Genomic DNA, 19,891 nt, shown 5'->3' with positions numbered 1-19,891 from the left:
CTCCTAGACCTTGAAATGTGCGATCAATTGCTGCTGCTTGGCGACCAGATCCGCCAGCACTTCACTGCTGCTTGCCGACTCTCTCGCCTCCCGCTCGGTCTCGTAGGCCACGTCGGCGATGCCGGCGATATGTCGGGCCACCCCCTGGCTGACCGAAATCTGCTCCTGGGCAGCATGGGCAACCTGATCCGCCATCGACTTGATGGAGGTCATCCGCTCGGCGATGGACTGCAATGCCAGGTCCATTTCACGAGTCTGTTCAACACAACTGCGGGTCTGGTCCTGACTGCGGCCCATCACCTCCACCACCTGTTTGCTCGAGTTCTGCAGGTTCTCGATCATCGCCTGGATCTCTTCGGTCGAGGTCTGGGTACGGTTGGCGAGCGCTCGCACCTCATCAGCCACCACGGCAAAACCGCGACCGGCATCGCCGGCACGGGCCGCTTCGATGGCCGCATTCAGGGCAAGCAGGTTGGTCTGCTCGGCAATGCTGCGGATCACATCCAGAATGCTGCCGATGTTGTTGCTGAACTCTCCCAGCTTGTAGGTGATGCCGACGGCCTCTTCCATGGCACCAGCCAGTTGTTCGGTGATGCGACGTGTGGTGGCCACTTTCTGACGGCCACTTCTCGCCTCATCATCAGCCAGATCCACTTCCCGTTTTGTACCATCGGTGGAACGGGCCACCTCGGTGGCGCTCACTTCCAGCTCTGTGATGGCAGCAGCCACCTGATCGGTCTGGCTCTTCTGATCCTGCACCCGTGACATTGCCCGCTCGCTGATCTCGGCGGCGCGGCTCGCCTCCTCCACCAGGTGGCGAGAGCCGGCATTGATCTGGGAGAGCAACTCCCCCGTCTTGCCCGCCAGGGTGTCGATGGAGCGGGAGAGGCTGCCGAACTCACAACTGCTCTGATAGTTGATACGGCGGGTCATGTCCCCGGCCGCCATGTAATTCAACTCTTTGTTGATCATCTGCAGCGGTCGCTGAATGCTGCGCGCCGTGGTATAGCCGATGATGAGCGCTGCCCCGGCCGAAATGGCGGCGACGATCAGGATCCAGAAGCTGGCACTGCTGACCGCATCATCCGCCGTGGTACGGCTCTGGCTGGCGATGGTCCCGGCCGACTGGCCCATCTGGTCGAGCAAGCTCAAGCTGTTGACCAGGCTGGCGTCGAGCTGCTGGTTCAACGTCTGCAAGGATGCCGCCAGTTGCTGGGCATTGCGCATGGTGGCAAGCAAGCCTTGCTGACCGAGTGCCAGCTCTTGCATGCGATCCAGGTTGGACACGAAACGCTGCTTCACATCGTCGGGAACCAGCACGCGTTCGAGACGCTTGCGGGCCATCTCTATGTCCTTGCTGAGCACCTTTTCCAGTTCATTGAGGTCGGTTTTGGCATCGGCTCGGCGAATGTTTTTCAGATCACGGGCGATCCCGGAGGTGATGAGTTCGGCCTTGTTGCGCATGGAGCGCTTGCTTGCCGTCTGTTGCAGCAGCAGATCCGCCGCACGCTGATAGGTGTCCTCCAGCCGGATAAAATCGATCTCCAGCTTGTGGCGCTGAACCAGGGCATTGACCCACTGGCTGTGTTGGGCGAGCACCTGGTCCGCCAGACCATAGAACTGCCTGGTGGCGCTATCCACCTGCTGGAAGCGGGCATTGGCCTCAGCGACCCCGGTGAACTTGCCCATCTCCTGGCTCAGCTGAGTGAAGCGGGTTTGCTGCTCTTTGAACTGGCTGGCGAGTTGTGGCAACTGGCTTGCCTCCTCGCTGGTCCGATAGACCAATACCCAGCGGTTGCTGTCTTGCAGGGCGCCTTTCAGGCCTGCAACGGCAATCACCAGTGGCGTCGCCTGGTCGGATACCTGCGACAAACCGTCGTTGATACCCCTGATCTTCACCGTGCTGATCACGCCAAGCAGGATCAACAGCAGCAGCATCAACACAAATCCGGCGATGATCCGCTGCACAATAGATAAACCCATGGAGACATCCTCACTCGTGGGGGGAAGGTAACGTGAACATAGACACTATCGGCACAAGCGGCGAATTATAGAGGGTGGGCTTGGGTTATTTTATTGATCCATATAGGGTTGGATCACAATTGGCTGAGGATAACGCAGACACAAAAGGGCCCGAACAGTATCGGGCCAAAGAGACGTGCTTAGCTGTAAAGGCCCTTTACGGACCGGTTCGGCTACTTGTCAGAAGCGATAGCCGACACCAAACATGAAGGCCATGGGATCGATGGAGGTCTTGATGGTACCGACGGCAGTGTGTACATCGGTGTCGATATCCATGATCCAGGCAGAGGCGTTGACAAACCAACGATCGTTGATCGCCATGTCCAGACCGACCTGACCGGCCATGCCCCAGGAAGAGTCTACGCTGACATCGGTTCCTGCCAGGGCACCACGTCCTTCCTCATCAAAAAAAGTGGTGTAGTTCACACCGGCGCCTATGTAAGGACGAACCTTGCTCTTGGCATCACCGAAATAGTACTGCGCCATCAGGGTCGGTGGCAGGTGCTTGACCTTGGCAACCTCACCCAGACCAGCAGTGGAAACGGAGTGGGAGAACGGAGTGGCTGCCAACAGCTCGACACCCCAGTTATCCGTGATCAGATAAGAGAGAGTCAGACCCAGCTGCATGTTGCTGTCAATTTCCAGCTCGCCGGTACCCAGTACGTCATCACTGCTCGTTTGAGGAGAGACAAATGCCAGGCCGCCGCGCACCAGAATATCGCCAGCCTGGTGGGCCATGGCGACGGGAGAAGCAAGTGCGGCTGCGATCATCAGAGGGAGGATCTTTTTCATCACATTTTTCCTTTTAGTTTTCGTTCTATGTTGCAAGCCTGAAGACTATAAAAGGATGTGAATGCAGGGTTATTGATTTAGCTCAAAAGTTACCAAGAAATAGATAGATGTGTACAACAGCTTCCAGACCACCTGAAGCCTTGGGAAAATAAAGAAAATGCCATGAATAACAATACATTAATCTAGATAAATTTAGACCAAGCCCCATTAAGTGGCTATTCAAATATATCTTATGGTGGATTTAAGCAGCGGCTTGTGACTACTTAGTCTTCATGGCAGCGTATTTTTGTATCAAATGTGACTCGGCTGTGAGCGGAATATTCATAAAAAAACAGACCAAAGGGAAACACAGTAGTCTCCGCGCAGCCATCATATGAGATCCCATTTTTCCAGCTGATGTGGCAGGTATTTATCCCCGGCATCCTACTGTCAATACAGGCTCATCAAGCGGGCTGACGGAGATGAGATGCCTGACACAAGAGGAACTCTCCCTCCACTATCTGTTCCGGGCTCAATGCCCACTGCTCCCGGGCCAGTTCACCGCTATGCCCCCGCCAGCGATCCCGTCCCTCCTGCTTGGCCCTGTACAGCGCCATGTCCGCCAGCTTGAAGCTGAGATTCCAGAACGAATCTTTCAGCTCGGGGTGCAGGGGGTAACTGCAATACCCTAGTGATGCCGTCATCCGGAGGGGCACCTCTTCCCGACCGAACCGATATTCGGCAATCTTGCGGCGCAAGCGCTCAATCCGATCTGCCACCCGCTCCGCCTCCTCACAAGTCAGCAACAGCAGGAACTCCTCCCCGCCCAGCCGGATCAGCGGCTCCTCCTCGCCGAGAGCATTGCGCATCAATGCGGCCAGCTGGCACAACACCAGATCTCCCATGTCGTGGCCAAAGCGATCGTTGACCTGCTTGAAGTAGTCCAGGTCCAGGATCACCAGTACCCTGGCAGCGGTGACGTTATCCCGGGTCAGCAACCACTCATCGAGGTAGCGCCGATTGGAGGCATGTGTGAGCGGATCCGTATAGGCGGCGACCTCCATCCTAGAAGAGTGCGCCTGCAAGGCACTGTGGTGCAGACTGATCTTGGCCGCCATCTCCCTGAACTTGCGGCTGAGCAGGGCCATCTCCTGGCTGCTGTCGATAAGCGGCAGCAGGCTCACATCCTGCTTGTCGCCAAATTTCTGCAACGCCTTCACCATCTCGCTGACCGGCCCCAACACTATGGCTCTCAAGCGGGCCAGGGCCATCAGAACGCAGGCGATGCTGATCAACAACATGCCAAAGAAGGTCCAGATAGCCCCCTCCATCGCCCCCTGCAACACATCACGATCGTCTTCCACTATCAGGGTCAACACGGGGTCGCCATTGCTGTCGAGCAGCAGCCCCTCTCCCCTGATCCGCTGCAGTCCCAGATCAACCAGGCGATAGCTCATCTGTGGCTTGAGTGGCTTGAAGGAGAGGAAGTTATCGGAAGGCTTTGGCTGGGAGAGGGTCAAAGAGAGGGCTGTGCGCTCAGCCAGATCATGCAGATAGCGAGCATCCAGCCAGCGAGTCACCAGCAGATAGCCATTGGGTGTGGCGTTTCCCAAGGTGTTGGTCACCGGCTGGAGCGAGTAAATGAGGGGTCCCCACTGGGATCCCCTCACACCGCTCAGGCTGCGAATCCCCTCCTGACGGGATTCACGCAGCAACTGCAGCTTGAGATCATCCAGGAAGAAGGGAAGCAGGGTCGTGTCCGTGCCTGGCGTCTCGGGCAGCAGGGTGCGGGTCCAGATCTCGGCCCCCTGCAAATCCATATAGCTCAATACGTTGAGTTCGAAATCCCGCATCGGGGTGTCGACCAGCAAATTGGAACGAATATAGGCCTGATTGGGGTGGGCCAGAAAGCGATAGCTCTCATCCCAGATGCCCCAATCCCGGGTGAAGGCATTGATGGCACTGATATCACCCTGCACCGCCTTGATCACCCGCTGCAGGTGCTCCTTCATTCGCCGCTCTTCGACCCGCTGCGCCGCCGGCACCTGAGCCAGGGCAATCACGATGAGCAGCATCAGGATGGCTCCGGCCCAGACGGGAAACATGGAGTAGGCCAGCAAATGATCGATGGAGCGAGAAGGTTGAGCCATGAACGCCAATATCCTTTGGACGGCAAACGAAGGAGCGAAAACTGTCTTGTACCAAGTATGGAGTATCCACCTCCTGGGGCGGCAACTGAATCACTTCCATAAAAAACAAGGGGCCCAGGGCCCCTTGTTTCATGACTGCTGTGATTATTTTACCAACAGCGGCGCCAAAAAGCGCGCCGTATGAGAATCCTCACAACGGCTGATCTGCTCCGGCGTGCCCGTCACCAGAATGCGACCGCCGCCAGCCCCCCCCTCGGGTCCCAGATCGACGATCCAGTCGGCGGTTTTGATGACGTCCAGATTGTGCTCGATGATAACGATGGTATTGCCGCGATCCCGCAGTTGATGCAATACCTTGAGCAGCTGCTGGATATCGTGGAAGTGCAGCCCTGTGGTCGGCTCATCCAGGATATAGAGGGTCTGGCCGGTGTCACGCTTGGAGAGCTCGCGCGCCAGCTTGACCCGCTGCGCCTCACCGCCGGAGAGCGTCGTCGCTGACTGACCAAGGCGAATGTAAGAGAGACCCACATCCATCAAGGTTTGCAGTTTGCGCGCCACTGCCGGTACCGGATCGAAGAAGGCACGCGCGTCCTCTACCGTCATGTCCAGTATTTCGTGGATGTTCTTGCCCTTGTACTTCACCTCCAGGGTCTCGCGATTGTAACGCTTGCCCTTGCAGACATCGCATGGCACGTAAACGTCCGGCAGGAAGTGCATTTCCACCTTGATGACCCCATCCCCCTGACAGGCTTCGCAGCGACCGCCCTTGACGTTGAAGGAGAAGCGACCCGGCAGATAGCCACGGGAGCGCGCCTCCTGCGTGCCGGAAAGCAGCTCGCGGATCGGGGTGAACAGGCCGGTATAGGTGGCCGGGTTGGAGCGTGGGGTACGACCGATGGGGCTCTGGTCGATATCCACCACCTTGTCCAGGTGCTCCAGTCCCTCAACGCTGCGATAGGGCGCCGGGGTCGACTCGGTCGCCTTGTTGAGCTCGCGGTGGGCAATGCGGAACAGGGTGTCGTTGATCAGGGTCGACTTGCCGGAGCCGGAAACACCGGTAACGCAGGTCATCACCCCGAGAGGCAGATCCAGATTGACGTTGCGCAGGTTGTTGCCGCTCGCGCCTTTGAGTTTCAGCCACTTGCCGGTGAGCGCCGTACGCTCGGCAGGAATGGCAATCCGCTTGCGGCCAGAGAGATAGTCACCGGTCAGCGAATCCGGGTTGTCGATGATCTGCTGGGGTGTCCCCTGGGCCACGATATTACCGCCGTGTACCCCGGCCCCAGGGCCTATGTCGAGCACGTGGTCAGCCAAGCGAATGGCATCCTCGTCGTGCTCCACCACGATGACGGTGTTGCCCAGATCGCGCAGATGGATGAGGGTCGTGAGCAGCCGCTCGTTGTCACGCTGGTGCAGGCCGATGGAAGGTTCATCCAGCACATACATGACCCCAACCAGGCCGGCGCCGATCTGGCTCGCCAGCCGGATGCGCTGGGCTTCCCCGCCGGAGAGGGTCTCTGCACTGCGTGAGAGACTCAAATAGTTGAGGCCGACATTCACCAGGAAGCCGAGCCGTTCGACGATCTCTTTCAGGATCTTCTCGGCGATCTGGGCGCGCTGGCCCGTCAGGCTCAGTCCCTCGAAGAAGGCCAGCGCATCCCCGATGGACTGTTCGGCGATGGCGGACAGATTGCGGTTGTCCACGAATACGTGGCGCGCCTCCTCTCGCAGCCGACTGCCGCCGCAACTGGTACAGGATTTGTTGGCGATGTACTTGGAAAGCTCTTCCCGTACCGAGTTGGACTCGGTTTCACGGTAGCGGCGCTCCATGTTGTGCAGGATCCCCTCGAACGGATGCTTGCGCACCACAACGTCACCGCGATCGTTCATGTAACGGAACTCGACCTCGGTACGGCCCGAGCCACGCAGGATCACCTCCTGGGTTTTGAGGGGCAGATCTTCCCACGCGGCCTCCAGATCGAACTTGTAGTGATCGGAGAGGGATTTGAGCATCTGGAAGTAATAGAAACTGCGCTTGTCCCAGCCACGAATGGCGCCGTTGGCCAGACTGATAGAAGGATCATGGATCACCTTGGCCGGATCGAAATATTGCTGTACCCCGAGCCCATCACAGGTGGGGCAGGCACCGGCCGGATTGTTGAAGGAGAAGATGCGCGGCTCCAGCTCTGACATGGAGTAGCCACACTCGGGGCAGGCGAAGTTGGCAGAGAAGGTCATGGGCCCAACCCCCTCCTCTCCATCCATGGGCACCACCTGCACGATACCGCCTGAGAGGGTCAATGCCGTCTCGAACGATTCGGCCAGCCGCAACGCCAGGTCATCGCGTACCTTGAAGCGGTCCACCACCACTTCTATGGTGTGCTTCTTGTGCAGCTCCAGGGTGGGTGGATCAGAGAGATCACACACCTCGCCATCGATACGGGCCCGGATATAGCCCTGGGCCGCCAGATTCTCCAGCAACTTGGTGTGCTCACCCTTGCGATCCCGTACCACGGGGGCCAGCAGCATCAGTTTGCTGCCCTCCGGCTGGGCCAGCACCTGATCCACCATCTGGCTGATGGTCTGGGCGGCGAGCGGGATGGCATGAGTCGGGCAGCGGGGCTCACCTACCCGCGCAAAAAGCAGACGCAGGTAGTCATAAATTTCGGTGATGGTGCCGACGGTCGAGCGCGGGTTGTGAGAGGTGGACTTCTGCTCGATGGAGATGGCAGGGGAGAGCCCCTCTATATGATCCACATCCGGTTTCTCCATCAGAGAGAGAAACTGGCGGGCATAGGCAGATAACGACTCCACATAGCGACGCTGCCCTTCGGCATAAAGGGTATCGAACGCCAGGGAGGACTTGCCTGAACCGGAGAGGCCGGTAACCACGATCAGCTTGTCGCGGGGCAAGGTCAGATTGATGTTCTTGAGGTTATGGGTGCGAGCACCCCGGACCACTATCTTTTCCATCTTGTTGCACGCTCGATACACAAATCAGAGCGAATCAGTATGGCATAGAGACTACTGGATGAATAGACAGGTTTTATCCATCATCCCCATCGATTTCAGAGATATTCTTTCGCCCAGCTCACCGCCTGCAACCGGTTCTTGACGTTCAATTTCTTGAAGACGTTATAGAGGTGGGACTTGATGGTGTGCTCGCTCACAAACAGGCTGTCGGCAATCTCGGTATTGGAGGCACCCGTCATCAGGTAGCGGATGATCTCCTGCTCGCGCGCAGTCAGCAGCGTCTGGTTGCGCAGGTGATGTTCTCCCCCCTTGCGGTAGTAGTTGACCAGATCGCACAGCAAATGGCGCGGGATCCAGTACTCCCCCTGCAACACCTTGCGAATGCCGAGCACCAGCCGATCCAGCGGATCCTGGCGGAAGAAGAGTCCGCTGGTGTGAGGCCACATCAGCAACAACTCGCGATCCGTGCTGGTCGGGGCATTGAGCAATATCGTATTGGCTTCCCCGAAGCGACTGGAGATCTCCCTCGGCCACCCCCCCTGCTGGCTCGACTTCAGGTAATCCAGATCGACCAGAAATAATGGGTGTGACTCTCTCTCATCCTGTTCCGGCAGCGCCTCCAGGGTGCTTACCAGCAGGATGGGGAGTACCAGCTGCTCAGCCAGATAGCTCTGAAAACTGGTCGCCTGCACATTATTTTCAGTCACCAGTACGACTATGGTGTATGGGGTGGTCATGAAGAGCACGTCCTTGAACATTCAGGCCATGGTTTTTTTGGCAGCAGAGAGTACCAAGCCCCCCAAACGCTGCAGCATTAAAAAAGCATTAGACGCCAGTGTGCCTCTTTTGAAACTCACCAATTTCCCAAGCAATACAAATGACTAGCCATCCCCCCCCATTTGGGTGGAATACTGGCACTGTGCCTGACAAAGAGTGTCACAGTGCAGTCGGGATCCGTTTTGCTACGTTTGCTCAGGCCATCCAGCCCTGCTCGCTTGCTGGTCATGGTCGGCCTCGTGTAAGTTAATCCTTCGGTTCATGCTCCGGGTGGAGGATGACAGGGCAGGAAGATGTGCGCTCGTTCACGCCAACTGTTATTATTGCGGCCAAAATCTGAAAGCGGAACATTGGCCAGCTGGCCGACTGAACCGGGTTCAGTCATCGCATGATGTGTCAGTGTCGCCAAGCGATGCTGCCTATCTCGCAGAAAACAAACGATATGTTGAATTGGTCCGGGCATATGGCCTGGCCGGTATATAAAGGGTGGAAGATAGATTATGGCCAGTCGAGGCATCAATAAAGTCATTCTGATCGGTAACCTGGGACAAGACCCGGAAGTACGCTACATGCCGAGTGGCGGTGCCGTGACCAATATCACCCTGGCCACCTCTGAAACCTGGCGCGACAAGCAGACCGGTGAGCAGAAAGAGCGTACCGAATGGCACCGTGTGGTATTCATGGGCAAGCTGGCCGAAGTGGCTGGTGAGTACCTGAAGAAGGGCTCCCAGGTCTATGTCGAAGGGAAACTGCAGACTCGCAAATGGCAGGATCAAGGTGGCCAAGAGCGTTATACCACCGAAGTGCTGGTAGACAGCTTTAGTGGCGTGATGCAGATGCTGGGTGGTCGCCCGCAAGGTGGCGCAGGCCAAAACATGGGTGGCCAACCTCAAGCGCAGGGCAACTGGGGCCAACCGCAGCAAGGCATGCCAGCCCAGCAGCCGGTAAACCAGGCTCGTCCTGCCGCCGCACCGCAGCAGAACATGCAGCAGCCACAAGGCGGTTATGGTCGTCCGGCCCAGCAGCCCCAGTCAGCACCGCCTGTCTACAACGAGCCGCCGATGGACTTCGACGACGACATCCCTTTTTAATCGGCAATGAATCCCGAGAGGCCCTGTTCATGCAGGGCCTTTTTTTACCTGTTATTGACGCAGGCCCGGCATGCGGTGCTATTCCTGTGTGAATGTGGCCGTTATTTCCACGTGTCACAGGCCGTCTTGGGATTATGCTCAGGGCGACTCGTTTGCCAGAGAGAACTCATGGTGTTTCTGCATCGCACGCTACTGCTCACCATTTGTCTGACCACCGCCATGGTGGCCCCCCGGCTATTTGCCGCCGAACTGCTGCGGGTGGGCGTCAGCTTCGCCATCCCCCCCTATGTGATCGAGGAAGAGGGACGCGGGATCGAGCTCGACTTGTTTAAAGAGGCCTTTCGCGACAGTGGCTATGAGCCCCGCTTTGAATATCTGCCACTGGAACGCACTTTCCGGATGCTGGAGTCCGGCAAGCTTGACGCCATCATCAACGTCAAGCCCGGCATGCTGAACAATGTCTTCCTGTCACAGCCAGTGATCGCCTTCCATAACCGGGTGTTCACCCTCGGCAAGACTCATATCAGCACACTGGACGATATGAAAACCCTGAGAGTCAGCGCCTTTCAGCGGGCTCGCCAGATACTGGGAGGTGCCTTTGCCAGCATGGCGGATCAAAATCCCCGCTATGAGGAGGTCGCCAAACAACAGGGGCAGGTTCACAGACTGATGCTGGGGCGGGTGGATGCAGTGATCCTGGAGCAGCGGGTGTTTTACTACTATCTGGCAGAGCTGGCCGACAGCAAATATGGCGCCGAGCTCTATGCTAGTGGCCGGGTCAGGCAATATGACCTGTTTGCGCCAACCCATTACCATTTCGCCTTTCGTCAGGTGGAGCTGCAACGCAGGTTCGATCGCCAACTGGATGCCATGCGAGCCGACGGACGCTATAGGAAGATCTTCGAGGCCTACGGCGCCACACCATAAGGCAAAAACATAAAAGCCAGCCTGTGAAAGGCTGGCTTGATACTGGCTCCAGAGGAACTACAGCGTGGAGGAGCGTTACTTTATAGCGCTGCCATTTTTCAGGTCTGCTTTCTGACGTTTGGCGTCGCGCTTCTCTTTCAGTGACATCTGCGGTTTTTTCTTGGCATCTTTGCCGTTGTGATGTTCTTTGTTACTCATCATCAAACTCCAAAAATGTTACCCAGACAGTTGGAACCCAGGTTCCAGCATGCCATCCGAATCGTAGACTTCAGTAGTACGCTTTCAGTGACGACCGATTGATCGCACTCACTCCAGCATACCCCCAATGTTGCGCAAGAATCCACCCTCATCAGCCAGGGTTCGTCATGAGTCACACCTCCACCACGGCCCAGATCGGATACGTGATGGCATGAAAGGCCAAAAAACCTGAGTATGCCTGATAAAATTCGCCTCCCCTGACATATTTACTCACGAATCGAAATAAATCACCAAATCAAAAATAACTATTCTTTAAATAAGACAAGGTAATTTAGATAAGCATTCTCACTACCGTCAGAAACAAAATATTACAACCTGAATAGGCGGTTTTATTTTCAAGCTGATATTATCCCGACTTATTTTCATAATTATGTTCCCGAGAATAAGGACATCCCATGACCAGAAAAACGAGAGCGGCGCTGGTCTCCGTTTGCTCAAACATCACACTGATTATCATGAAGATATTCGCTGGTATTCTGAGTGGCTCCGTCAGTATTATTTCGGAGGCCATTCATTCGGCAATGGATCTGGTGGCGGCTCTCATCGCCCTGTTTGCAGTACGCAGGTCAGATATTCCCCCCGATCAACGCCATCCTTATGGACATGACAAAATAGAAAACGTCTCCGGCGTGATCGAAGCTTTGCTGATCCTGCTGGCCGCAGGCTGGATCATCTTTGAAGCTATCGGCAAGTTGATTACACCAACGCCGATCGAAAGCGTGGGTTTTGGCGTACTGGTCATGCTGATCTCGGCGCTGGTCAACAGCGGCGTCTCCACCTATCTGTATCGGGTGGCAAAAGAGGAAGAATCCGTTGCCCTGGCAGCTGATGCCCTGCACCTCAAGGCAGACGTGTTGACCTCCCTCGGGGTGGCTGTCGGTCTGTCGGGTATCTGGCTCGCCGCCGGGCTGGGTTACAACCTCTATCTGCTCGACCCCATAGTCGCCATCTGCGTGGCGCTCTTCATTCTCAGAGAAGCAATATCCATGCTTGACCAGGCTTTTCAACCACTGCTGGACCACAGCATGAACGAGGAGGAGCTGGCCATGACGACCCGAGTGATCGAACAGTGCTGCCCGGAGCATGGGGGCTTTCACGCCCTGCGCAGTCGCCAGGCCGGACGCCGTCGCCACATCGATTTCCATCTGACCTTGCCCAAGGAGATGAGCATCGAACACTCCCACGCCATCTGCGATCGGATAGAAGAAGGCATAATGCGTCACATACCTCATGCCATAGTGCTGATCCATGTCGAACCGAGCGGCCACAGCTGAGAGATGTACCAGACAAACCGGGACATACGAGAAATCTGCAGTGAACTGGCAGATAAATGACGGAGAAAAGTGCAGAACCGGCTCTTTTATGCCAGCAGAGCGGATTGCATAAGAAATAGTCGGTGAAAATGTGTTAATGTATTCCACCCCCCAGCCGCCCCAGGAGCGCGCCGTGAAAAAGTTGGAAATGAAAGACCTCACCGAAGCCGAAAAGGCCGAGATAACCCTGTTGCTCCAAAAAGCCCAGGCCAATGCTGATCATCAGCTGACCAACGCAGAACGTAACAGGATCCGTGAGGAAGGCCGGCTTAAAATCGTGGCAGATCGTGCAGAGGCGGCCAAGGTGGCTTCCAAACTGGCTCGGGAAAAGGCCAAAGAACGGGCCAGAAATCAGGTACTGCCAGAAACCTTCAGCTGGATCGACTCCGTCAGCAACAAGTTTCGCAGCAAGCGCTGAGTTAGCGCTGTGTTGATGAGCGCCCACCCACACCAGACCGGTGTGGGTGGGCGTTTGCCATTCAGGCCCTGCGGCAACCAAGGAAGAGCACTGCTATACCGCTCTTGATCAGGAACGCCTCTACGCCAGTCACAAAAAAGCTCGGCGCCAATCATCGCAAGGGCCAGCGCTCAATCTCGCCAGTGAACGCCGTGGCTCATGTGACAATATGAAGTTGGTAGCACGTCGATAACCAGAAATTAATATTGAGATAAAGTTTGCTTTAACGAAGAGAGCATGTTTTAATCTCTCTCGATGGTTCGGTAGTTCAGACCTGTTTATGTTAGGCAGTCATTTTAGTAAAGCAGTGATTAGTATAAGAGTTATCTACGATAGTTCTTATTAAATAATTCTCCTTCTTTAGTGCTCCCCATACGTATTGCTGACGAAAAATCATAGATTGCCAACTTTTGGCACTTAAAACACTATTTTAGGAAATTATTATGTCTAACAAAATGACTGGTACCGTTAAATTCTTCAACGCCGAGAAAGGTTTTGGTTTCATCTCCCCGGCTGACGGCAGCAAAGACGTGTTCGTACACTTCTCTGCAATCCAGTCCACCAGCTTCAAAACTCTGGACGAAGGTCAGCGCGTTGAGTTCACCATCGAGCAAGGCCAGAAAGGCCCGGCTGCTGCCAACGTAGTTGGTCTGTAATTCAAGCAAGGAAGCCTTCACGCTAGCTAACGCCTGCTGAGAAGACCTTCTGCAAGAATTAAAAAAACCCGCCTAGGCGGGTTTTTTGTTGTCTGAAATTCAGTGTTTACCCGCTTTCCCCCTCTCTCAGCCCTTTCATCTCTCCCTCGGCTCTGTTCATCTTGCTGCTTTGTGTCACCCAAGTACTCCCCGCTCTGTCTGCCCCTCCAGCCGCCCCTATGACAGCTCAATAAACTTAATGAGATTAATTATCGTTTACACATCTTTCACTGATCATTACAATGCCAGCCGACAAACGGGAAGATTATTCAATTGAACCTTCCCGGTCCTGATTTCACGCGGGATGCAGTGAAGTCACCCCATCGAGTTCACCCAAAGGATGAATGTCACTTTCTCATTAAAAGAGTTCAGGCCAACATGATAAAAATGCACCGCAACAAGCTGACCACGCTCATTCTCGCCGCCCTCGCCTCCCACGCCTATGCCGCCGAACAGGAAGTCATGGTCGTGACGGCTTCCGGCTTCCAGCAGAAGATCGAAGATACCGCCGCCTCCATCTCGGTAGTGACCCGTGAGCAATTGGAAAAACGCGCCTACCGCGACGTGACCGATGCACTGAAAGATGTGCCGGGCGTGGTGATCACCGGGGGTGGCAGCAGCAGTGACATCAGCATTCGTGGCATGGGCTCCAAATACACGCTGATGCTGGTAGATGGCAAGCGTGTCGACAGTCGTGGCACTCGTCCCAACAGCGATGGCCCGGGCATAGAGCAGGGCTGGTTGCCACCGCTGCAAGCCATAGAGCGTATCGAGGTAGTGCGTGGCCCCATGTCCTCCCGTTACGGATCCGATGCCATGGGCGGCGTCATCAACGTCATCACCCGCAAGACCGCCAGCATGACTGCATGGCAGGGTTCGCTGCATGCTGACTCCACCTTCCAGGAGAACAAGGACTCAGGCAACATCTTCCAGACCAACGCCTACACGGCCGGCGCTCTGGTAGACGGGCTGCTGGGGGTGCGTCTGAACGGCCAGCTTTCCCATCGCGGTGAGGATCAGTTCCAGAATGGCTTCGCCGAACAGGAGATGCGCAGCGGCACTGCCGTGTTCAGCCTGACCCCTGACGAGCACAATCGCTTCGACTTCGAGGCCAGCCGCGGTCTGCAGGATCGTGATCGCACACCGGGTGAGTCCATCCCGGCCAAGTCCAAGCCCAGCCTGAGCACTTACGAGCGCACCAACTACGCCATCACCCACGACGGCCGCTACGACTTTGGCTCCTCCACCAGCTATCTGCAGCGGGAAGAGAACACCAATCCCGGCCGCCAGATGAAGCTCATCAACACCATAGCCGACACCCACACCCAGTTTGAGCTTGGGGATCACTACCTGAGCGTGGGTGGCCAGTACCGCTACGAGGATCTGCAGGATCAAGGCAACCAGCTCAACGTGGCCAACCGCGCCAACCAGCTGACCCGCTGGAGCTGGGCCATGTTCGTGGAGGACGAGTGGGCACTGACCGACAGCTTCGCCCTGACCGGCGGCGTACGCATGGACAGGGATCAGAACTACGGCACTCACTGGAGCCCGCGTCTGTACGGGGTCTGGCATCCGGCCGAGTCATGGACGCTGAAAGGGGGCGTCTCCACCGGCTATCGTTCACCAGATCTGCGCATGTCGGCCGCCAACTGGGGCCAGGCCACGGGTGGGGGCACCCAGGATGGGATGCTGGTGGGCAGCCCGGCACTCAAACCTGAAACCAGCGTGAGCCAGGAAATCGCACTGCTGTGGGATGGTCAGGAGGGATTGAGCACTGGGCTGACGCTGTTCAACACTGACTTCGAGGACAAGATCTCCGAGATCCGCCGTTGCACCAGCAAGAGCGATCCCTCCTGCACCCTGAACGGTCATACCTATGACTTCATCAGCGACCGCATCAACGTCGACAAAGCGAATATGCGCGGGGTGGAAGGCACGGCCAACTGGGCCATCAACGAAGACTGGTCGCTCGCCTCCAGCTACACCTTCACCCAGTCCGAGCAGAAGAGCGGCTCGATGGAAGGCAAGCCTCTGAACCAGATGCCGCGCCACATGTTCAACACCACGGTCGACTGGCAGACCACAGAAGAGGTCAGCCTCTGGTCACGGGTCAACTTCCGCAGCAAGACCTCTGACTACCTGAGCCGGGTCAAGATGGCAGAGGGCACGCCTTCCTACACCTTCTTTGACACCGGTCTGGTCTACAAGGCCAACAAGAACCTGGACGTGACCGCCGGTATCTACAACCTGTTCGACAAGACGGTGGATTACACCAGCTTCGGTACAGTACTGGACGGTCGCCGCTACACACTGGGGATGACCTACAACTTCTGATGAATCGCCGCCACCCATCGCGGGCGGCGGCCTATTTCACCTCTTTGTCCGCGTCCTCTTCTGCATAACAGGCTGCCTGCCAGGTATTGCGACCACGGGATTTTGAACCGTACATCAGCTTGTCTGCCTGCTGCAGCAAGCCAGGGCTCTCTGCCCTGACCCCTGATGGCACCCAGACGGCCCCCGTGCTGATGGAAAGCCCCAGCTCACCGGCACTGGTCTGCAACTTCTGAGCACTCACCTCCCGTCCGATCCGGCTTGCCCAGCCTTGCAACGCCGCCATATCTGCCATCGGCAAGCTGATGCAGAACTCCTCTCCCCCGATCCGGGCAAACAGCACATCGCTTGGCAAGACGGCCTCTACCCGCTCGGCCAGGGCGGCGATCACCTCATCCCCGACGCCATGGCCAAAGTGATCATTGATGCCCTTGAAACGGTCGATGTCGAACAGCAGCAGGGCCGAAGCCTGACCGCTTGCCAGCCGCTCGGCCAAGAGCGGCAAGAAGGCGCGCCGGTTCAGGATCCCCGTCATGGAGTCTGTGTTGGCGAGGCTCTCCAGCCGGGCATTGGCCCGGACCAGCTCGGCGGTACTGCTCGCCACAGCGCGCCTCAGCTGCACTATGTAAACCAGCAATACAGCCCCTGCCGCCGCCGATAGCCAGAACCAGAAGTGGATTGGATAGACGGTCTCTATATGCATCCATTTGCGGGTAATGCGCTCCCTGTCTGCCTCGCCCATGCGAGAAAATCCCTGCTCCAGCTCCTGCAACAGGGCCTGATTGCCCTTGGCGACGGCAAAACGCACCTCATCGCTGTAGAGATGGCGTACGGGAATGAAGCGGGTGGGATCTTTCGAGGTGTAGATATAAAAATTGGCCATCTGCAGATCGGCGATGAAGGCATCCAGCTTTCCGCTCAAGGCGGCACTCAACATGGCATCGTTATCGTCAAAGGCTTGCAGGCGCGTGTTGGGAAAGTGCTTGCGGGCGTAATACTCCTCATAACCACCCGCTACCACCCCCACACTCTCGTGCAACAGGTAGTAATTCACATCTGTGCCGCGCAGAGAATTGGAAAAAAACAGCTGGGCATCCAGCCGGGAGAGCGCCCGACCATAGTCATAGAGCGGATTGCGCTCCTGTGACCAGAGCAGGCCACCATGGACATCGGCCTTGCCGGTGCGCACCAGCTCCAGCGAGGTCTGCCAGTCCACCAGCTTGAACTGGACCGGCCGCCCAGTGACCCGCTCGAACTCCCGCCAGTAGTCGATCAACAGGCCATCCGGCTGCCCCTTGTCATTGATGTAGGAGAAGGGCTGCCAGGCCTTGGAGTTGGCCACTATCAGGGGTTTGACCGCGGGGGTAGCCCAGACGGGCAGCAAGAGTGCAAGGAGCAGCAAACCTGCGCCCCAACTGACCCGCCAACCTGCCCCAGAAGAGACCGCCATTCCTGAACCCACCTTGTTATTGGACATCTATGCGGCCATTTATTATCACTAGCTTCATCATAGAAGAGCAAGCATGACCCAGTATGAAATTGGCGTTATTTCAGTCTGATAGCAGCAAAATAAACCAAGGAGGGCGCCACCTGGGCGCCCTCCTCATACAGCCTCGACAACAGTTACAGGGGCAGGCTAATCCTGGCTTCCAGCCCACCCTGCTCCCGGTTGTGCAGGGTGAGTTCGCCCCCATGCTGATGTACCAGAGTGCGAGCGATGGATAGCCCCAGCCCAACGCTACCGGATTCGATATTGCGCGCCTCATCGAGCCGCACGAACGGCTTGAACACATCTTCCAGCCGTTCAGGATCTATGCCAGGCCCCTGATCGCAGACCCGGATCAACAGCTCACTCTCGGTGCGCTCCAGCGATACCTCGGCACTGCCGGCGTACTTGATGGCATTGCCGATGAGGTTTTGCAGCACCCGCCGCAAGGTATTGGCGCGGCAGGCATAAACCTGCTTTCCCTCCACGAGACAAGTCACCGGCTGACCGGTATCGGCATAATCGTCACACAGACTCTCCAGCAGACTGACCAGATCCAGCTCCCTGGTCGCCTCCTGCTGCCCCTCTTCCCGGGCAAAGCTCAAGGTGGCCGCCAGCATCTGCTCCATCTGTTGCAGGGTCTGCTGAATGCGTTCCTTGTCTTCTCCCTCGGCCAGAAACTCGGTTCTTAGCCGCAAACTGGTGATGGGGGTGCGCAAGTCATGGGAGATGGCCGCCAGCATCCGGGTTCTGTCCTGCACGAAGCGGTCGAGCCGGGTATGCATGCGGTTGAACGCCTGGATGGATTCACGGATCTCGGTCGGCCCCTCTTCGTGGAGCGGCTCTATATCCTCGCCACGCCCCAGCCGGTCGGCGTTGGCGGCCAGCTGTTTGAGCGGCCGGGTCGCCCGGCGAAACAGCCAGATCATCAGGCCTATGACCATGCTAGCTACCAGCATCAGGTTGAAGGTGGTCTGCCAGGACCAGCTCGACGACTCCTTGTCCACCAGAGAGCTGAACTGCAGCCAGCCCCCGCGCGGCAACTGGATGGAGCCATACAGCCGCATGTCCTGCGGTGGCGGCATCCCCTTGCGGTCCTTGAGCATGCGGGAGTGGTGTTTCCAGGCGCGGCTGCGCTGGGCATCCTGCTTCAGCTCGGCGCTGATCTCCACCATCAGTGACGGCGGATAGCCCAGCCGTGAACGCACCTGCTGCTCGAAGCGGGGGCTGCGATTCTCCGGTTGCAGCGGCTCGTCGGAGAGGCGCAGCAGCAGAGTATCGCTGCGGCTCGCCTTGAGAATTTCGTCGTAGAGCGAGGGGGGGGACAGGGCCAGCAGACGCGCCACAGAGACGATGCGCTGCATGGCATTGCGGCTGTTGATGTAACCGAGCGCCTCCTCCCGATCCGAGCGGTAGATCTGGATGCTGAGCAGCTGGATCAACACCAACCCGGCCAGCGCCACCAGTATGATCTGGCCGGTGAGCCCCTTGGGCCAGAGGCGGGAACACAATCGCTTGATCATGGCCACGAGGTCACACCTGGGTCACATCGGCGGCGAACAGGTAACCGCCACCCCAGATGGTCTTGATAAGTTCGGGGTTCTTGGGATCCCGCTCCAGCTTGCGGCGCAGCCGGCTCACCAGGGTATCGATGGCCCGATCGAAGGCGACAGCCTCCCGGCCACGGGCCAGATCCAGCAGTTGATCCCGACTCAGCACCCGCTGGGGACGTTCCAGAAACACCCGCAACAGGTCGAATTCGGCGGTAGAGAGGCTCAGCCCCACGCCCTCTTCATCCACCAGCTCCCGCCGGTTGATGTCGAGCAGCCAGCGATCGAAGCGTAGATCCCGGGTCAGGGTCTCGGGGGCGGGCTGCGGCTCGACGTTGGTACGGCGCATCACCGCCTTGATGCGAGCCAGCAACTCCCGCGGGTTGAACGGTTTGGCGAGATAGTCATCGGCTCCCATCTCCAGCCCTATGATGCGGTCCGTCTCCTCCCCCATGGCGGTGAGCATTATGATGGGCATGCAGGATTTCGCCCTCAGCTCCCGGCACAGGGTCAGGCCATCCTCCCCCGGCATCATCAGGTCCAGCACCAGCAGATCGAACTCCCGCTCTTCCAGCAACCGCTTCATCTCCTTGCCATCCCGGGCACAGCTGACCCGCAGGCCATGCTGCTCCAGGAAGCGTTTCAGCAGATCGCGGATCTCGCTGTGATCGTCGACGACCAGAATGTGGGTGCTGCTTTGGTTCATGAGAGCCTCTCCTGTTAGAGCTGGCACGAGTATACGAAAATCTGTCGGGCGGTTTGTGTCAAAGTGTGCCAGATCAGCAAGATGCCACACTCTGCTACAAAAAAGCGGTCACTCGGCAAAGTTGAGACACAAGGCGAAGGTTTACTTGGGGCACACCAACTCGTCCATATTCGCTCATTGCAGGAGACAGGCCATGCTCGCCCTCACCACGCCCTTCATGCTGGCTTATGCCGCCAGTGAGGCCCTTGCCAGAGCGGCGGCCACACCACACCAACCTGCAAAGACAGACCGCCTGAACCGGGAGCCCCCTTCGGATGGCGATGGCATCACGGCGGCCAGCCTCTCTGCGCCCGACGAGACACGCTTCCCTTCCCCATGATGCAG

16 protein-coding genes are annotated in these 19,891 nt (G+C 57.4%); 7 read left to right on the top strand and 9 right to left on the bottom strand.

All coding sequences use genetic code 11. From position 1 onward, the window contains the following. Positions 1 to 3: 3 nt before the first annotated feature. The 5 genes from ONZ54_RS01670 to ONZ54_RS01650 form a co-directional block, all read right to left on the bottom strand. Positions 4 to 1,983, bottom strand: coding sequence for a methyl-accepting chemotaxis protein (locus ONZ54_RS01670; RefSeq protein WP_125602521.1), 1,980 nt, complete (start codon positions 1,981 to 1,983; stop codon positions 4 to 6). Between the two features lie 219 nt (positions 1,984 to 2,202). Further along, entirely contained in the window at positions 2,203 to 2,814 is a 612-nt protein-coding gene (locus tag ONZ54_RS01665) for an OmpW family outer membrane protein (RefSeq protein ID WP_021140735.1), read from the bottom strand. Between the two features lie 443 nt (positions 2,815 to 3,257). Then, entirely contained in the window at positions 3,258 to 4,943 is a 1,686-nt protein-coding gene (locus ONZ54_RS01660; protein ID WP_271787327.1) for a sensor domain-containing diguanylate cyclase, read from the bottom strand. Positions 4,944 to 5,087: 144 nt separating this feature from the next. Next, positions 5,088 to 7,916 carry an excinuclease ABC subunit UvrA gene (uvrA, locus tag ONZ54_RS01655; protein WP_087756677.1) on the bottom strand — a complete coding sequence of 943 codons (2,829 nt, stop codon included), beginning with the start codon at positions 7,914 to 7,916 and terminating at the stop codon, positions 5,088 to 5,090. A gap of 95 nt (positions 7,917 to 8,011) precedes the next feature. Continuing rightward, positions 8,012 to 8,674, bottom strand: a complete 663-nt coding sequence (locus tag ONZ54_RS01650; RefSeq protein WP_087756678.1) for a LuxR C-terminal-related transcriptional regulator — start codon at positions 8,672 to 8,674, stop codon at positions 8,012 to 8,014. A 519-nt stretch (positions 8,675 to 9,193) separates the two neighbouring features. Between ONZ54_RS01650 and ONZ54_RS01645 the strand changes: the two genes are divergently transcribed. Next, positions 9,194 to 9,784 (top strand): single-stranded DNA-binding protein, encoded by a 591-nt coding sequence (locus ONZ54_RS01645; RefSeq protein ID WP_005316531.1) that lies wholly within the window; start codon positions 9,194 to 9,196, stop codon positions 9,782 to 9,784. Positions 9,785 to 9,952: 168 nt separating this feature from the next. Next, positions 9,953 to 10,711, top strand: coding sequence for a substrate-binding periplasmic protein (locus ONZ54_RS01640; protein WP_271787326.1), 759 nt, complete (start codon positions 9,953 to 9,955; stop codon positions 10,709 to 10,711). 75 nt (positions 10,712 to 10,786) lie between these two features. Here ONZ54_RS01640 and ONZ54_RS01635 read toward each other — a convergent pair whose 3' ends face one another. Then, complete coding sequence (locus tag ONZ54_RS01635) at positions 10,787 to 10,912, bottom strand: hypothetical protein (protein ID WP_011899188.1); 126 nt, start codon at positions 10,910 to 10,912, stop codon at positions 10,787 to 10,789. Positions 10,913 to 11,364: 452 nt separating this feature from the next. Between ONZ54_RS01635 and ONZ54_RS01630 the strand changes: the two genes are divergently transcribed. The 4 genes from ONZ54_RS01630 (at position 11,365) to ONZ54_RS01615 (ending at position 15,768) form a co-directional block, all read left to right on the top strand. Continuing rightward, positions 11,365 to 12,243, top strand: a complete 879-nt coding sequence (locus ONZ54_RS01630) for a cation diffusion facilitator family transporter (RefSeq protein WP_034524357.1) — start codon at positions 11,365 to 11,367, stop codon at positions 12,241 to 12,243. A 172-nt stretch (positions 12,244 to 12,415) separates the two neighbouring features. Further along, the gene (locus ONZ54_RS01625; RefSeq protein ID WP_011899186.1) at positions 12,416 to 12,700 is read left to right on the top strand and encodes a YjbD family protein; all 285 of its coding nucleotides are present in this window, start codon (positions 12,416 to 12,418) and stop codon (positions 12,698 to 12,700) included. A gap of 482 nt (positions 12,701 to 13,182) precedes the next feature. Next, positions 13,183 to 13,395 (top strand): transcription antiterminator/RNA stability regulator CspE, encoded by a 213-nt coding sequence (cspE, locus tag ONZ54_RS01620; protein WP_005316548.1) that lies wholly within the window; start codon positions 13,183 to 13,185, stop codon positions 13,393 to 13,395. A gap of 426 nt (positions 13,396 to 13,821) precedes the next feature. Then, entirely contained in the window at positions 13,822 to 15,768 is a 1,947-nt protein-coding gene (locus ONZ54_RS01615) for a ligand-gated channel protein (RefSeq protein WP_059114041.1), read from the top strand. Positions 15,769 to 15,799: 31 nt separating this feature from the next. Here ONZ54_RS01615 and ONZ54_RS01610 read toward each other — a convergent pair whose 3' ends face one another. The 3 genes from ONZ54_RS01610 to ONZ54_RS01600 form a co-directional block, all read right to left on the bottom strand. After that, a complete protein-coding gene (locus ONZ54_RS01610) occupies positions 15,800 to 17,215 on the bottom strand; it encodes a transporter substrate-binding domain-containing diguanylate cyclase (protein WP_271787325.1) in 1,416 nt (471 codons plus the stop codon). Positions 17,216 to 17,388: 173 nt separating this feature from the next. Next, on the bottom strand, positions 17,389 to 18,774 hold the full coding sequence (locus ONZ54_RS01605) for an ATP-binding protein (protein WP_011899191.1): 1,386 nt from the start codon (positions 18,772 to 18,774) through the stop codon (positions 17,389 to 17,391). Positions 18,775 to 18,784: 10 nt separating this feature from the next. Next, positions 18,785 to 19,507 carry a response regulator gene (locus tag ONZ54_RS01600; protein ID WP_005316557.1) on the bottom strand — a complete coding sequence of 241 codons (723 nt, stop codon included), beginning with the start codon at positions 19,505 to 19,507 and terminating at the stop codon, positions 18,785 to 18,787. Between the two features lie 193 nt (positions 19,508 to 19,700). On the opposite strand from ONZ54_RS01600, the gene ONZ54_RS01595 reads away from it, so the two are divergent. Continuing rightward, on the top strand, positions 19,701 to 19,886 hold the full coding sequence (locus tag ONZ54_RS01595; RefSeq protein WP_271787324.1) for a hypothetical protein: 186 nt from the start codon (positions 19,701 to 19,703) through the stop codon (positions 19,884 to 19,886). The last annotated feature ends 5 nt before the right edge of the window (positions 19,887 to 19,891 follow it).

The sequence above is a fragment of the Aeromonas salmonicida genome (assembly GCF_028355655.1).
GTDB classification, from domain to species: Bacteria; Pseudomonadota; Gammaproteobacteria; order Enterobacterales; family Aeromonadaceae; genus Aeromonas; species Aeromonas salmonicida.
The sequence above is the reverse complement of the archived record's forward strand: the minus strand, read 5'-3'. Positions and strand labels throughout refer to the sequence as shown.

Excerpts from the sequence above, each read along its gene's own strand:
- ONZ54_RS01670 (WP_125602521.1), bottom strand. The coding sequence starts at position 1,983 with ATGGGTTTATCTATTGTGCAGCGGATCATCGCCGGATTTGTGTTGATG.
- ONZ54_RS01665 (WP_021140735.1), bottom strand. The coding sequence starts at position 2,814 with ATGAAAAAGATCCTCCCTCTGATGATCGCAGCCGCACTTGCTTCTCCC.
- ONZ54_RS01660 (WP_271787327.1), bottom strand. The coding sequence starts at position 4,943 with ATGGCTCAACCTTCTCGCTCCATCGATCATTTGCTGGCCTACTCCATG.
- uvrA (WP_087756677.1), bottom strand. The coding sequence starts at position 7,916 with ATGGAAAAGATAGTGGTCCGGGGTGCTCGCACCCATAACCTCAAGAAC.
- ONZ54_RS01650 (WP_087756678.1), bottom strand. The coding sequence starts at position 8,674 with ATGTTCAAGGACGTGCTCTTCATGACCACCCCATACACCATAGTCGTA.
- ONZ54_RS01645 (WP_005316531.1), top strand. The coding sequence starts at position 9,194 with ATGGCCAGTCGAGGCATCAATAAAGTCATTCTGATCGGTAACCTGGGA.
- ONZ54_RS01640 (WP_271787326.1), top strand. The coding sequence starts at position 9,953 with ATGGTGTTTCTGCATCGCACGCTACTGCTCACCATTTGTCTGACCACC.
- ONZ54_RS01635 (WP_011899188.1), bottom strand. The coding sequence starts at position 10,912 with ATGATGAGTAACAAAGAACATCACAACGGCAAAGATGCCAAGAAAAAA.
- ONZ54_RS01630 (WP_034524357.1), top strand. The coding sequence starts at position 11,365 with ATGACCAGAAAAACGAGAGCGGCGCTGGTCTCCGTTTGCTCAAACATC.
- cspE (WP_005316548.1), top strand. The coding sequence starts at position 13,183 with ATGTCTAACAAAATGACTGGTACCGTTAAATTCTTCAACGCCGAGAAA.
- ONZ54_RS01615 (WP_059114041.1), top strand. The coding sequence starts at position 13,822 with ATGCACCGCAACAAGCTGACCACGCTCATTCTCGCCGCCCTCGCCTCC.
- ONZ54_RS01610 (WP_271787325.1), bottom strand. The coding sequence starts at position 17,215 with ATGGCGGTCTCTTCTGGGGCAGGTTGGCGGGTCAGTTGGGGCGCAGGT.
- ONZ54_RS01605 (WP_011899191.1), bottom strand. The coding sequence starts at position 18,774 with ATGATCAAGCGATTGTGTTCCCGCCTCTGGCCCAAGGGGCTCACCGGC.
- ONZ54_RS01600 (WP_005316557.1), bottom strand. The coding sequence starts at position 19,507 with ATGAACCAAAGCAGCACCCACATTCTGGTCGTCGACGATCACAGCGAG.
- ONZ54_RS01595 (WP_271787324.1), top strand. The coding sequence starts at position 19,701 with ATGCTCGCCCTCACCACGCCCTTCATGCTGGCTTATGCCGCCAGTGAG.